The sequence below is a fragment of the Imperialibacter sp. EC-SDR9 genome, assembly GCF_902498805.1.
Classification (GTDB): Bacteria; Bacteroidota; Bacteroidia; order Cytophagales; family Cyclobacteriaceae; genus Imperialibacter.
Window position 1 is genome coordinate 176203 of the sequence record NZ_LR701576.1, and the last position, 13754, is coordinate 189956.

Here is a 13754-nt window from a genome sequence, read left to right on the forward strand (position 1 = left end):
CAGCCAAAAATTTAGCTCAAAAAAAACCTAAGCACAACTAATACTATTTAATCCTCCCCGGCAGGCCGCTGCACAGCCCGGTATTGCTCAATAAACCCTGCCAGCTGTTCTACCTCCAGCTTCTTGGCAATGATCTTTTTATTTTTATCGAGGATGTAAACCTGCGGCGTGGTTCTTACATTGTAGTCCCGGCGCATATTGCTTCTGTAGTAAGGGTCAGCGGCATTGATCCAATCGAGCTCATACTCATACACAAACCGGCGCCACTCCTCAATATCAGTAGATATGCAAATCCCCATCACTTCCACTCCACTGTCTTTCAGGCGATGGTATTCTTCCAAAAGCACTGGCGTCGACTTCTTGCAGTGCCCACAGTTGGGGTCATAAAAAAAGAGAATAGTAAACTCGGCCTTTACCTGACTCAGGTTGATGGGTGATAGCAAGGTATCCAACAATTGAAGGGTTGGGGCTTGCTTTCCAACAAGGTTGGGGCTCACAAACTCTACTTCCTCAGCTAGCTTTTCTTTGTCTTCATTGCTCAGCCAGTCTGCCTTATCGGTCAGGTAATACTTTTCTGCCAGGTTCACCATCACACCGTCCATGCCCATGATTTTGGACTCCTGGTATTTTTTGAACAGCGTCACCAGCCAAAACCTGAACGCATCGGGCTGATCTAGCACCCTGGTCATTATTTTGTCAACATATATATTGATAGTGTCTGGATGCTGGATCACCACCTTGTCCAGGAAATGAATAACCGGCGACTTCAACACGGGCGTCCTGAGGAGTCCCGAATCATCAAAATCGATGCTTTCAAAATACTTCCTTTTGTAGTACTCGTATTTCAACCTGCCCCTTTCCACATCGTCGGTCACGTCGGTATACTCAGGTATGCCAGGCACGTCGGGGAGCGCCATTAGCCGCACAAATTTGGCAACAAACGAATCGGGGTATTTGGCAATCAGCCCCTGTCTGAAATCATTGAGCTTTTCACTCACCTCCTTGTCCTCTTCAAAAATAGCCGTAGAGTCAGCTGCTGTTGAAGCCTGCTCCAGCTTCTTTCTTATGGCCTGCTTCTGGGTTTGGAGTTCCACCATTCCTAATTGAAATTCTTTGAACACCAGGTTCTCCGGCGACGATGTTACCTCCATGGTTCGGAAGGCACCTTCTTTGGTAGTCTTCAGGCTGAACTTCTGCTCCTTTACTATCAGCTCCAGAAAATAATTGGGGGAGTAAAGAAAGTAGATGCCTGTAGGCAGTTCCTTCGCTCCGGTAAAACGATACACGCCTGGAGCAGTTGCCCAGGTAGTGTCAGTCAGAAACCGCTGATCGCCGAACACATAGCCCAGATAGGCCACGCTGTCCTGCATACCTTCCACAGTTATTTTAATATCATACCCCTGACCAAACGTTTTTATGCTTAGCCCTAAAAAAATAAGAGCGGTGAATGTGAATCTTATAAGGATTTTACTCATAGTCTGATACTAAATGCCAAACCAAAGGTAATGAGCAATCCAAAGTTTAAAAACGTTTAATTCTATTTACATTTGAGTTCTCCCTTAAGAAATATCTGAAATCAATACTTTTCCTTCACCCTATGGAAGTCAAACAACAGCTTTTGCAAACGTGCATTGACCATGTGAAGTCAAGGATTGATACGGCCAATAGTGCTATTGCCGAGGCCAGGGAGGCTGCCAATTCGGAAACGAAAAGCAGCGCCGGTGACAAATACGAAACCGGCCGAGCCATGATGCAGCAGGAAATAGAAAAAAATGCCACACAAGCAGGTGAAGCCCAAAAGCTATTGCAGGTGCTAAAATCTATTGACCCATCCAAAATCCCTGTCACTGTCCAGTTGGGAAGCATGGTTAAAACATCGCTTGGGCACTACTACTTTGCTGCCAGCCTGGGCAAAGTATCACTCGGTGGAAAAGACTACTTTGTGATTTCACCAGGCTCACCACTGGGTCAGGCATTTTTTGGAAAAAAGAAAGGAGACAAGGTCACCTTTATGGGGCAAACGCACCTCATTGAAGAACTCAGCTAGCTATTCCTTCCTCAGCCTTGTGCGCCAAACGCCCTTCATCGCCCTGCCAAAGAAATCTTTAACCAGGAGCACGTAAAGCAGCCCGGTCATGCACCAGAGCACCATCAGGTTGAACCAGAAGGTGTCGATGCGGTAGCCCAAAAATATTTTTACTGGAGCATAAAAATGTGCTCTTCCCAGGTTGGACTCGGGCTCCATTAACACAGGATCCTTCTTTTGAATCAGCTGGTCAGCCCCATAATAGAGCACCTTAATTTCATTCCTGTTCAATAAAATGTCAGACAGTGCCTCGTTGAAGGATGATTTTTTAAGAACCAAAATTTCATCCTTTCCGATCTTGCGGGACAATCCATTGTAAATACCCTCTTGCTCATTGGCGGCATCCTCCATTTTAACGGTGAATGCCCTCGTCAGCGATTCGAGGTAGCTCAATACGTTTTTCCCGATATTTTGCGTAAAACTCTTCGATGTCAGGTTATTAGCAAACGTAAAAGGCTGCATCTCTGCCTTTTTCCCCAGCCTGTCCAGTTCGTTTCGGAGGATATCGAGTCTGGCCTCAAAGCTTTCCGATTCCTTGTTCTCATCCTGCATCAGAGAGTTGGTGATGACTTCCAGTTCCGGAATTTTAAATGAGATATTGAATGAAGCAGCACTGATCTTTTTCTCCGCTTCAAAGAAATGCTTCTCATAAGCATTCTCCTTGAACTGGGCTACCGCAATGGCCTCATACGCCCACCTTGACGCCATCACATCTCCAATAAACGGAACGTGCACCCTGTTTGTCAGCGACTTATGCAGGTCGTCGAACTTGATCATGGCACCGCCAAGCAGCAGCTGCGGCACCAGGATGAAAGGAATCAAAATATAAATAGTAATGACCGAGTTGAATGCGGACGAAATAGTAAGCCCCACCAGGTTGGCAAAGCAAGCGGTAGAGAAAAGCAACAGCCAGTAGTAAAGAGAAAGACCATGGATTTCGAGGATAAAATTGCCTATGACCACAAATGTCAGCATTTGAAAAGCCGACAATGTGAATAGAAAGCTCACCTTTGAATTGATATAACTGAACCGACTAAGGTTCAGAAACGACTCCCGCTCAATAATCTTTCGGTCTTTGAAAATCTCCTCTGCACTCACCGACATCCCAATAAACAAGGAAACCACCACCGCCATAAAGAGATACACCGGCAGGTTCTTGTTCTCCGCCAGGTTATACTCAAGTCCGCTTGAATACTTAGAAAAATATCCGAGGATAAACGCCAGCACCGGAGCCTCCAGCAAGTTGATAAGGATATACTGCCTGTTTGCAACCTTCGACAGGACATTACGCTTGCTGTAAATCAAAAACTGCTTGAGCGAGCTGGGCAGCCTGAAATTCGATTTGGGAATGGACGTGTCGTGACGCAGCTGAGGAACGAACGGCTCAATCTTCTCTTTGTACTTATGAAACCAATCGCTGGGTTTGATTTTCCTTTCTGATGTAGGTCGACCGTCGTCATCAATGGTTTTAGTTTCAACGATCTGAAGAATCTGCTCGGGAATTACATTGCCACAATGCGGGCACTCGCTTTCGGTGGCGTTTACCTGAGTGCTCTCACTTTTGAAATAGACGACGGCATCAATGGGGTTGCCATTGTAGATGGGGAAACCACCCCTGTCCAGCATCCACAGCTTATCAAAAAGCTTGTAAATATCCGACGAAGGCTGGTGAATAATCACGATAACGAGCTTTCCCTTGCGGGTCAGGTCTTTAAGCAGCCACATCACCTTTTCAGAGTCCATAGAGGAAAGCCCGGAGGTTGGCTCATCCACATATAATAACGCTGGCTCACGCAGCAGCTCAAGGGCAATGTTCAGTCTCTTTCGTTGCCCACCTGAAATAGATTTGTTCAAAGGATCACCAACCCGAAGGCCTCTGATCTCATACAAGTCGAGCTCGTGAAGCACTTTGTCAACGGTTTCCTCAAGTTGCTCTTTGCTAAACTCGCTGAAGCACATCTGCGCATTGAAGAAAAGGTTTTGGTACACCGTGAGCTCCTCAAATAGCAGGTCGTCCTGTGGCACAAAGCCTATCATTCCATAACGGGCGGCATTTTCCATGCTGAAGCCGTTCAGAGTCACTCTCCCCTCAGTCGGCTCAATTTTGCCATTCAGCAGGTTCAGCAGTGTCGACTTTCCTACCCCACTGCCACCCATTACGCCCACCAGCGTACCCGACTCCTCCGAAAAGTTGAAGGGATGGATACCATTGTCGCTGTTTTTAAATTGGAAGGTAAGGTTCCTCCCGGTCAGGACAATGTGTCCCCGCTTATGGTCTTCAAGGAACTTTTTGGTGATTTCAGTTTCGTAAATCGGCTTGATCGTCTTGCCTTTGATAATAGACCCTGGCTTAAGCTGATACGACTTACTTTTGACAATTTTGTTGCTCTCTACATAAAGATTGAGGGGTCCGTCGTACCGAAAGAAGAAGGTGTGGATACTCGCAATGTGAAGGACAAGTATCTTACCAAACATGTTTTCCACCCGCATGTGATGAAACTCAGTGGCCCCGGCCACTTTCTTCTTTTTCATCATCCAGGCTATGTCATCCGACCATTCGGTGGCACGGTTGTCAATCACCAGCCCCCGCTGGGTGTCCATGCCCTTGCCATCTTTGTTAAGCACAAAAGCCTTGATGTCATTTACTTCTTTGCTGGGTATGCTGAAGTTCATACCCACCAGCATAACAAACTGCTCCTCCCGGTCGGTTACTTTGCCGTCGGCAAAAATGAGCTCCAGAAGCTGGAGAAATACGATGATACGTTCATGCTGAAGAAGCTCCTGATTGAGCTGATTGCAGATTTTGGTAACCTGCAAAATACTCTCTACGTCAGTGGCCAGAAGTGCTTCCTCGTCGCCTGTTCGGGGTTGGCTTCTGTGAAAAGAGAGGTAATTATTGTAGAGGTCAAGATATGCTTGAGTTAGCTCCTCGTTGTTCAGGCTCCTGTTAAGATAAGGCTTAATCACTAATTGAACCGAGTCAAACTGATCGTCCTCTTTGACACTCTCAATGATGGCGAACAGATGCATTAAAGCATTTACAATCGACTCGGTCATAGCCGGGGAATAGGAACTAACTCAAGCAATTAAATTATGGTGTAACTATCTGCGTGCGGATTGATTCGATGGCTACCTGCAGGTCATCAAATTGCTCAGCTGTGAGCTTATCGCCTACCTTGCTATACGCTTCTTTGATTCCCTGAAGAGCTGGAAGCACCTTTTGCACATTCTCGTCGTCAGAAAATTCGCCAAGTAGGTCAACCAGCTTTGATACTTGTGACTTTTGGCCGCCAATAACGTCCAATAGCTTTTGGTCATAGCCGCTGCTGATAACCAGGTTTGATGAGATGTACAATCCCTCCACCACACTACCAGCAAGCACGAGCAGAGAAGTTCTTTCTTGTGAGCTGCGGTTAAGGAAAGTGTAGGTGTCGTAGAAAGCCTCAGTGATAATGTTGATCAGTGAGTCCTTGTTCTGAAGATTGTTCTCCACACGACGAGCCATGTCCATGCTAAAGCCAGAGGAGATATTGAGGCTTTGGATCAGTTTTCTGGAAGCATTAAGAAAGTCCATTGTCTCTTGCTGACGGTTGTAAGTACTGGCGTAGCTCAAATCGGCACCATAAACGCCCAGATTCACTGCCTTGCTATATGCAGTAACATACTGATCAGCATTTTCAGCATCATTGGTTATTCCCAACACAAATCCTGCCTGCGCATCCTGAAGCATTTTTGTCACTTCGAAAGAGGTAGGAATTGGGTAGTTAAATTCTTTTTCAACTTTGTCAACGGCGGTTTCCTTAGTGGCTTCTTCAGCAGATGCAGCCTTTTTGTCGCCTGAGCTACAGGAAACAACGAACGGAATTACTGCAAGCAAAAGAAGTGATTTCAGGTTTTTCATAGTTATTAGTTTTTGGTCTTATCTAGAAGGCTTGAATTTATCGGATTATTTGAACAAATCTAAATGTTTAGTTTGAATTACATCTACTAAACCACAGATGGCTTATATTGTAGATCAGCTTTAAGTTCCTCAAATCTTAAGTGCGCTAAATTAATTCAATGATCAATAATCCCAACTATCCTCTTCGCAGTCTTGGGCTTTTTATTTTACCGTTGGTCGTTTGCCTCGGACTCATGAGGAGTGTTTCGCTGCCCAACGAAAAGGCGATACCGCCCTACAACAGCCTTATTATAGCCCTGGAATTTGTCCATTCGGCTGTTGATGTGGTTAACACTTTGGAGGTGCTGGACAGAGAAGAGATTCTGGGACTGGACAGAGTAAATTATTTCGACTTCGTTTTCATGGCCGTTTACTGTTCTTTCTTGTCGCTTTTTATTTATAAACTCGGCGCTATCTCTAACCAGCCTCTGGTAAAGAGCATGGCCTGGGCAGGCCTTCTGATATTCACCAGCGACCTGTTAGAAAACATCATGATGCTCAACATCACCTCCGGGTACCTGGATGGTGGAATGAGCTTTAGCCCCTACACCAATTTCCTGCCTCTATTCACCTGGGCAAAGTGGGGGCTGCTGGCCGCCGTCTTTGCATGGCTCGGCACCCTTCTTATCCAAAAGGGCCCTCTTTCGAAAGTGCTCTCACTCATTCTTTTCCTCCCGGCCATTCTCTTGGCGCTTGCTGTTGTCGATTATTCTAGCTGGGTCAACAGGTTTACCACCTCTATATTTTTGGGCTTCATAATCCTCCTTATCTTTGCCGTTTGCTACAGAAAAAACGAACAATATCAGGCATAGCCAAGTCGATCCACAAGCATGCTAAATAAGGGCACAACAAAAACAAGTCACAATCACACATTTTACCAAACCGGCAGGCCATCGGCCTCTGGTAATCATGAGCTTCTGGAAGACATTCGCCTGTTTAGCAAAGCAGATTTTGGCAATGACTTCACATGGGGGGTGGCCACGGCAGCTTTTCAAACTGAAGGTGCCTGGAACCTGGATGGCAAAGGCGAGTCGGTATGGGATCGGTTCACCCACACCAAAGGCAAAATCAAAACCGGCGACCATGCCAACGTCGCCACCGACTTCTACCATCGCTACGAACAAGACATTGACCTGGTGAAACTGATGGGGTTCGACTCCTTCAGGTTTTCAATTGCCTGGCCAAGGTTGCTTCCCAGCGGCACTGGCCACATCAATAGGAAAGGCATCGACTTCTACCACCGGGTGATTGACTACTGCCTCGAAAATGGCATCACACCCTGGATCACCCTCTATCACTGGGACCTGCCACAAGTGTTGCAAGACAAGGGTGGGTGGACCAACCGGGATATTATTGGATGGTTCACAGAGTACACCGACCTCGTTACCCGGGAATACGGCGATAAAGTACACAACTGGATGGTACTCAACGAGCCCATGGCTTTCACCGGGCTGGGATACATGGCTGGCTATCATGCCCCTGGTGTAAAAGGGCTGGATTCGTTCCTTAGTGCGGCGCATCACACAACGATGTGCCAGGCTGAGGGCGGGCGAATCGTTCGCTACAATGTACCTCATGCCAACATAGGCACCACGTATTCATGCTCCCACGTTGACTCCATAGACAAACTGCCCTGGAATGTGGAAGCCGCCAACCGGATGGACGCCGTGTTCAACAGACTGTATGTGGAACCAGGGTTGGGACTTGGTTACCCAACAAAGGCTGTTCCTATCCTCAAACGGATAGAAAAATTCATGAAGGCCGGTGATGAGGAAAAGCTCCCGTTCGAATTCGACTTTATCGGCATTCAGAATTACTTCCGTATCGTTTCAAAATACTCCCTGTTTTCGCTTGGCCTCTTTGCCAAAGAAGTGCCTGCCACGAAGCGGAATGTAGAAATGAACTCGATGAATTTCGAAATTTTCCCGGAAGGCATTTACCACATGCTCAAGCGCTTTGGTAGCTACGAGGGTATCAAAAAACTAGTGGTGACGGAAAATGGTGTTTGCCTGCCCGACCAGGTCAACAATGGGAAAGTGAACGACCACCGCCGCATTAAATTCTTTGAGGAATACCTGCTGCAAGTGCTCCGTGCCAAAAAAGAAGGCGTTGACGTAGACGGCTATTTTGTGTGGACCCTCACCGACAATTTTGAATGGAGTGAAGGATACGAGCCCCGCTTCGGGCTTGTGCATGTCGACTACGAAACGCAACAACGCACAGTGAAAGACTCGGGTTGGTGGTGGAAGGAGTTACTTCTAAGCGACTAATTCTTCAAATCTCTTTGCTTTGATACGGGTGTGGTGTTTCGGTTTTTCAAGTCCGATTCCACACGCCCAAAATCAATCTGAAAGTAAGTCAAGGTTCGGGATGTGAACAAAATGCTTCTTGTTTGACGTGTCCAAAGTGAGTTGATGAACAATTGCAGTGGCTGCAATAAACAGGTCGGGCTTGTCAATGCTTTTGCGCAGGTGCTTCAGTTGTTTTACGATTTCGGCCGCCATTCGGGCCGCTTTGCTGTCAAATTCAAGGATCGTGATTCGCTCTAGCATGCGATCCCAGAATGCTGTATGATCCGGTGAAGCGCCATTAATTACTTCAAACTCGGTTACACTGGAGATGTAAAGCCGATCGTATAATTTGAAATGATTGACAAGACGAGAATTGCTCTTGTTCGTCTTGCGAAAATAGTCTATCAGGATTGTAGAATCCAGCATTAGCCTTTTGTCCGCCATGCTGCAATGCTTTTTCTGTTGGATTCAATCACTTTGATTTCTTCTTTTGAAAAGACAGGCCCATCAATTAACATCTCGACAAATGATGACTTGTCATCTTTTTCCACCATATCCTCCTTGAGCTCATCCCTCAACTTGGATTTTTCTGCCGGGGTCAATGTCCGCACTGCTCTGAGAAGCTGCTGAAAGGGTATTTTTACTTTCATTTCCATAAATCAAATTTAATGAAATTGATTGAAATTTCGACGGAGCCTGGAATGGCAACTAACATTTGTTTAATATCTACTCCCATTTTTTACCTTTGATCATGAAAAACATAGCCCTGCTCCCGCTCACATTCGTTTTACTAAGCTGCGCTCAGCCGACTACTGAAACCCCAAACCCTTCTAGCACCTATTTTGATATGGTAAGGCCGGAAGTAACGGGCGACCTGGCCTACGAAACTACTGCCTACGTCGAACAATTCTGGCGACTGGCTGGCAATGCAGGCTTCGATTCCAGTATCTATAGAGTTGTGTCTGAATTGGAGAAAGCAGGCTATGTGTTGGAAGAAGATGCCAGAAAGGAGGACAGGCTTGTTTACCGTGTCGAGAAAAGGGCACTGGCCAAACCCACCTGGGAGCCAGTGAACGGGGAAGTGTCCATCAAAGGAGCCGACAGCCCACTGCTTAGCTTCGCCACCAACAGAAACATGCTACCTATCTACTCCACCAGCACAACTGAGGCTGGCATTAGCGGTGAGGTGGTTTTTGTTGAAGATATTGAGGGAATAGCAGGCGGAAGCTTAAAAGGAAAAATTGCCTTGGCAGATGCCAATCCCCGGCAGGCATTTGAGCAGGCCGTTCAAAAAGGTGGGGCCTTGGCTTTGCTTACGTACAACAACCCGGATTACCTCCAGCCTGAGAAAAACGTGACGTCCATTCAGTTCCGAAGTATTCCTTATCAGGAAGGCAAAGATGCCTGGTGCGTGGCTTTGTCGTGGGAAGCAAGAGAGAAGCTGAAGAATGCTATGGCTAAGGGAAAGGTGGAGCTGAACGTGAAGATTGAAACAAAGATTTATCCTTCCGAAGAGCTTACAGTGGTGGCCAATGTGAGAGGTTCGCAAGTGCCCGATGAAAGGCTGGTATTTAGCGCCCATGTGCAGGAGCCCGGCGCCAACGACAACGCCTCAGGTACGGGCACGCAGGTAGAAATGGCAGCTGTAACGGCGAAACTGGTGAACGAGAACAAATTCGACCCGAAAAGAACCATTACGTTTCTGTGGGGCGACGAAATCGTTTCGACCAGGCGCTACATTGAAGAAGACTCACTAAGGGCTTCGAACATCAAATGGGGCATCAGTCTCGACATGGTAGGCGAAAACACGGCGGTAACAGGCGGTTCTTTCCTTATTGAAAAAATGCCGGACCCCAGCGCTATCTGGACACGAGGCAACGACAAACATACCGAGTGGGGAGCTGGCGATGTAACCCTGGCCGACATGAAACCTCACTACTTCAACGACTTTATACTAAACCGCTTTTTGGAACAGGGAGTAGCTGCCAACTGGGCAGTGAGCTACAACCCATTCGAAGGAGGCAGCGACCATGTGCCTTTTTTGGAAGCCAACATTCCGGGTTTGCTGCTTTGGCATTTCACCGACCAGTTTTATCACACCGACAACGACCGGCTCGACAAAGTATCGAAAGAGACAGAGCGAAATGTTGCCACCGCTGCGCTGGCATCGGCTTTCACACTTGTTAACGCCGACCACCAAACCGCTATGGGGATTATCGGCGAAATAAAAAAGGCAGCCACCGACAGGCTGAATGCCGAAGCCGAGCTGAGCAAGAACGCCATTAAGCAGGGTTCTCCTGCCTCAGAACAAACCCAAATCATCAGCGCCTGGACCGACTGGTACATGAAGGCCCTCGGTAGTGTGAAAGACATGGAAGTGGGTGGATCCAGTGGGGAGACTATCAAAACAATCGAAGCTTCACAAAAAGAAATACAGCAGCTTTCAGGAGAAATAATCGGGCAACTGCGCTAATTGGCAAGATATTAGCACAGACAGGCGGTGAGAGAATAACTGAACCAATACTTCGTTCAGTTAAAAGTATTAGCTAGCCATGTCCAAACTATTTATCCCATTGCTTTTCCTGGCTGTTTCAGTCCAGGCACAGAAATATTCCACAGCCCTCGGCGTCCGGTTTGGCAATGAGCACTATGGCATCACGGCAAAGCAGAAGCTGTTTTCCAGAACGACGCTCGAAGGCATTTTTGCAGCTTACCCCAGCCAGTACAGCAGTACGCTCCTTATTGAACAACATTTTCCTTTGATTGGCAAAGGCTTCAATATATACACCGGAGCCGGCGTGCATTTGGGAGAGCAAAAAGAACAGGGAAACTATTATGGCTACGACGCCATACTCGGCGCTGAAATGAAGCTACCCGGGCTACCCATTGTGATTTCGGCCGACGTCAAGCCAGCCTTTGAAGTCAATCACTCCGACTGGTTCACTTTTTCGACAGGCCTTTCCGCTCATTACATCATTGCCAAAGACACCAAAAAGAAAAGGCAAAAAGCCAGGGAAAAGAGAAAGCGGAAAAAGGAACGGCAGAAGCGCAGAGAGGAAAAAGCTGAGTCGGACAACGGGTCAGGTCTCCTGAAGTTCGACCTTTTCAAAAAAGGCTGATTGCCTATTCTTTTTTCGCCGCTATCCCCTTGTACTTTATCATCATGTTGATCCAGATGCTTCTGGAAAAGCGGTAATTGAACGGCAACAGTCCCACAACTATCGTCACTATGGCCACCATCATCATGGTGAGTGTCACCTCGTCAACAATCAAAGCAAGGATCACCCAAACAGCCACAAAAATAACCGAGTTGATGCCATAGCTAACGAACATCGCTCCGTAGTAGTAGCCAGGTTCCGGCTCAAACGACTGGTTGCATATGGAGCACACCTTATACATATGAGTGAACTTCGAAAAACTGAAATGATTGCTCCCGGGAAACAAATCACCTTCATGGCACCGGGGACATTTCATTTTGGTGATGGCATAAAATTTTGATCCTTTGTTGCTCATGGGGTGTCGCTCGAGATATATTGACACAAAGTTACGAATTGGTAGGTGGCAGAGAAGAAAATTTCGTCCTAGTAGTAAGGAAATCATATCTCCTATTGCCAATTATTCCTTTTCCCCTTTGCTGATCTTTGATTAATATAGACCCTCGTTATTTATTTGACACTGCACAAACTTGCCACAAACTAATTTGAGAATGAAAACAACCTCCCTTCTAAGCCTCAGCTACCTGCTTTTAATCTTGCTGATAGTCTCTTCCTGCGGCGGCGAAACAAAAAAAGATAACAACGGTATTTCCACCGATGAAGCGGCAATAGCGGCCGGTCAAGCCACTTTCGAGCAAACATGCGGCACCTGCCACAACTTTATGCAGGCTGGCATTGGGCCTCAGCTGGGAGGACTCACCAAAGAAGTGTCCGCAGACTGGATCAAAAAATTCATCAAGAACCCGCAGGGAATGATCGACGCCGGTGACGAGCGGGCTGTCACTCTTTTCAAACAGTATAATTCCTATATGCCTGCATTCTCCTATTTGTCGGATGAACAAATAGACCAGGTCATTGCCTATATCAATACCAAAGACGGACCTGCCTTCAGCGGCACCAACGCAGGCGAGGCTTTGCAAAACCCTATTCCCGACACAATCCAGACGTCCGACATAACTGTGGAAATAAAGGAGATCACCAGCCTTCCACCTTCTGGAAAAGCACCACTCATTAACAGGGAGACTAAAATGGATCAAATCCCCGGCACCGATAGGTCTTTTGTGGTAGACCTGCGGGGGAAACTCTATGAACTGGTCAACGGCGAACCCAGGGTGTACATGGACATGGAAGCGCTGCAACCTAAATTTATCAACACGCCGGGCCATGGCACAGGGTTTGGCAGCTTCGCTTTTCACCCTGAATTTACCAGCAACGGCTTACTCTACACCACCCACACCGAACCTGCAGGAAGTGCACCGGCAGATTTTGCCTATGCTGATTCAATACGGGTCAAGCTGCAGTGGGTATTAACCGAATGGACGACCGACCCCGCCGCAAAGGCTCCTTTTAAAGCCAGTAAAAGCAAGGAACTGTTTCGGATCAACATGGTCACCCAAATCCATGGCATGCAGGACATCAGATTCAACCCAACCGTTAAAAGAGGCGATGCCGATTATGGCCTCCTCTATATCGGCCTCGGTGACGGAGGGGCATCAGAAAATGGCTATCCTTTCCTGATCGACAACCTGGAAACCGCCTGGGGCTCCATCTTCCGGATCGACCCGGCAGGGAACAACAGCAAAAACGGGCAGTACGGCATTCCTGCTTCCAATCCTTTCGTGAACGAAAGCGATCCCAATACAGTAAAAGAAATTTATGCCAAGGGTTTTAGAAACCCACACAGGCTCACCTGGCTGCAGTCGGGTGAAATGCTGGCGTCCAATATTGGTCACCATATGATCGAAGCGCTGTACATCATTTTACCCGGACACAACTACGGCTGGCCGTATCGGGAGGGCTCCTTCATCATCAATCCGTACGACGACATGAATAAGGTGTATGCCAGACAAATGGATCCCAACGACCCCATCACTTACCCGGTGGCAGAATATGACCACGATGAAGGCAACGCTATCCTGGGCGGGTACGAATACACCGGATCGGATGTACCTGAGCTAAAGGGAAAGTATGTGTTTGGCGACATCGTGCACGGATGGCTGGCCTATGTCAACGTCAGCGATTTGAAGCTGGGGCAGGTAGCCACCATCAAAAAGTTACAGGTAAGCATGAACGGCCAGCCAGTCAGCTTCAAAGAAATGAACGATGGACAAAAAGTAGACTTACGACTAGGCACCGATGCAGCCGGTGAGCTCTACATTTTCACCAAATCGAACGGCAAAGCCTACAAAGTGGTGAGCTCAAAGCCGATGTAACTGAACACA

General features: G+C 47.3%; 12 protein-coding genes. 6 read left to right on the forward strand and 6 right to left on the reverse strand.

What is annotated here, in order from left to right:
• Positions 1-47 precede the first annotated feature (47 nt).
• Positions 48-1475, reverse strand: a complete 1428-nt coding sequence (locus GC130_RS05055) for a redoxin domain-containing protein (protein ID WP_151997185.1) — start codon at positions 1473-1475, stop codon at positions 48-50.
• Between the two features lie 122 nt (positions 1476-1597).
• Between GC130_RS05055 and GC130_RS05060 the strand changes: the two genes are divergently transcribed.
• On the forward strand, positions 1598-2047 hold the full coding sequence (locus tag GC130_RS05060) for a GreA/GreB family elongation factor (RefSeq protein WP_151997186.1): 450 nt from the start codon (positions 1598-1600) through the stop codon (positions 2045-2047).
• On the opposite strand, the gene GC130_RS05065 is transcribed toward GC130_RS05060, so the two are convergent.
• Entirely contained in the window at positions 2048-5143 is a 3096-nt protein-coding gene (locus GC130_RS05065) for an ATP-binding cassette domain-containing protein (protein ID WP_151997187.1), read from the reverse strand.
• Between the two features lie 34 nt (positions 5144-5177).
• Positions 5178-5987, reverse strand: coding sequence for a hypothetical protein (locus tag GC130_RS05070; protein ID WP_151997188.1), 810 nt, complete (start codon positions 5985-5987; stop codon positions 5178-5180).
• A 158-nt stretch (positions 5988-6145) separates the two neighbouring features.
• On the opposite strand from GC130_RS05070, the gene GC130_RS05075 reads away from it, so the two are divergent.
• Positions 6146-6838, forward strand: a complete 693-nt coding sequence (locus tag GC130_RS05075; RefSeq protein WP_151997189.1) for a hypothetical protein — start codon at positions 6146-6148, stop codon at positions 6836-6838.
• A gap of 18 nt (positions 6839-6856) precedes the next feature.
• Positions 6857-8296, forward strand: a complete 1440-nt coding sequence (locus GC130_RS05080) for a GH1 family beta-glucosidase (RefSeq protein ID WP_151997190.1) — start codon at positions 6857-6859, stop codon at positions 8294-8296.
• Between the two features lie 72 nt (positions 8297-8368).
• Here GC130_RS05080 and GC130_RS05085 read toward each other — a convergent pair whose 3' ends face one another.
• Both GC130_RS05085 and GC130_RS05090 read right to left on the reverse strand, forming a co-directional pair.
• Complete coding sequence (locus GC130_RS05085) at positions 8369-8761, reverse strand: type II toxin-antitoxin system VapC family toxin (protein ID WP_151997191.1); 393 nt, start codon at positions 8759-8761, stop codon at positions 8369-8371.
• A complete protein-coding gene (locus GC130_RS05090) occupies positions 8743-8967 on the reverse strand; it encodes a hypothetical protein (RefSeq protein WP_151997192.1) in 225 nt (74 codons plus the stop codon). Before GC130_RS05090 ends, GC130_RS05085 begins: the two co-directional genes overlap by 19 nt.
• A gap of 101 nt (positions 8968-9068) precedes the next feature.
• On the opposite strand from GC130_RS05090, the gene GC130_RS05095 reads away from it, so the two are divergent.
• On the forward strand, positions 9069-10790 hold the full coding sequence (locus GC130_RS05095; protein WP_151997193.1) for a M28 family peptidase: 1722 nt from the start codon (positions 9069-9071) through the stop codon (positions 10788-10790).
• A gap of 79 nt (positions 10791-10869) precedes the next feature.
• Positions 10870-11436 carry a hypothetical protein gene (locus tag GC130_RS05100; RefSeq protein WP_151997194.1) on the forward strand — a complete coding sequence of 189 codons (567 nt, stop codon included), beginning with the start codon at positions 10870-10872 and terminating at the stop codon, positions 11434-11436.
• A 4-nt stretch (positions 11437-11440) separates the two neighbouring features.
• Here the strand turns inward: GC130_RS05100 and GC130_RS05105 are convergent, their stop codons facing one another.
• A complete protein-coding gene (locus GC130_RS05105) occupies positions 11441-11857 on the reverse strand; it encodes a DUF983 domain-containing protein (RefSeq protein ID WP_226940384.1) in 417 nt (138 codons plus the stop codon).
• A gap of 166 nt (positions 11858-12023) precedes the next feature.
• On the opposite strand from GC130_RS05105, the gene GC130_RS05110 reads away from it, so the two are divergent.
• Positions 12024-13745 carry a PQQ-dependent sugar dehydrogenase gene (locus GC130_RS05110; RefSeq protein WP_226940385.1) on the forward strand — a complete coding sequence of 574 codons (1722 nt, stop codon included), beginning with the start codon at positions 12024-12026 and terminating at the stop codon, positions 13743-13745.
• The last annotated feature ends 9 nt before the right edge of the window (positions 13746-13754 follow it).

Coding starts and splice junctions, on each gene's coding strand:
- GC130_RS05065 (WP_151997187.1), bottom strand. CDS start 5,143: ATGACCGAGTCGATTGTAAATGCTTTAATGCATCTGTTCGCCATCATT.
- GC130_RS05110 (WP_226940385.1), top strand. CDS start 12,024: ATGAAAACAACCTCCCTTCTAAGCCTCAGCTACCTGCTTTTAATCTTG.
- GC130_RS05085 (WP_151997191.1), bottom strand. CDS start 8,761: ATGGCGGACAAAAGGCTAATGCTGGATTCTACAATCCTGATAGACTAT.
- GC130_RS05090 (WP_151997192.1), bottom strand. CDS start 8,967: ATGAAAGTAAAAATACCCTTTCAGCAGCTTCTCAGAGCAGTGCGGACA.
- GC130_RS05080 (WP_151997190.1), top strand. CDS start 6,857: ATGCTAAATAAGGGCACAACAAAAACAAGTCACAATCACACATTTTAC.
- GC130_RS05070 (WP_151997188.1), bottom strand. CDS start 5,987: ATGAAAAACCTGAAATCACTTCTTTTGCTTGCAGTAATTCCGTTCGTT.
- GC130_RS05100 (WP_151997194.1), top strand. CDS start 10,870: ATGTCCAAACTATTTATCCCATTGCTTTTCCTGGCTGTTTCAGTCCAG.
- GC130_RS05095 (WP_151997193.1), top strand. CDS start 9,069: ATGAAAAACATAGCCCTGCTCCCGCTCACATTCGTTTTACTAAGCTGC.
- GC130_RS05075 (WP_151997189.1), top strand. CDS start 6,146: ATGATCAATAATCCCAACTATCCTCTTCGCAGTCTTGGGCTTTTTATT.
- GC130_RS05060 (WP_151997186.1), top strand. CDS start 1,598: ATGGAAGTCAAACAACAGCTTTTGCAAACGTGCATTGACCATGTGAAG.
- GC130_RS05055 (WP_151997185.1), bottom strand. CDS start 1,475: ATGAGTAAAATCCTTATAAGATTCACATTCACCGCTCTTATTTTTTTA.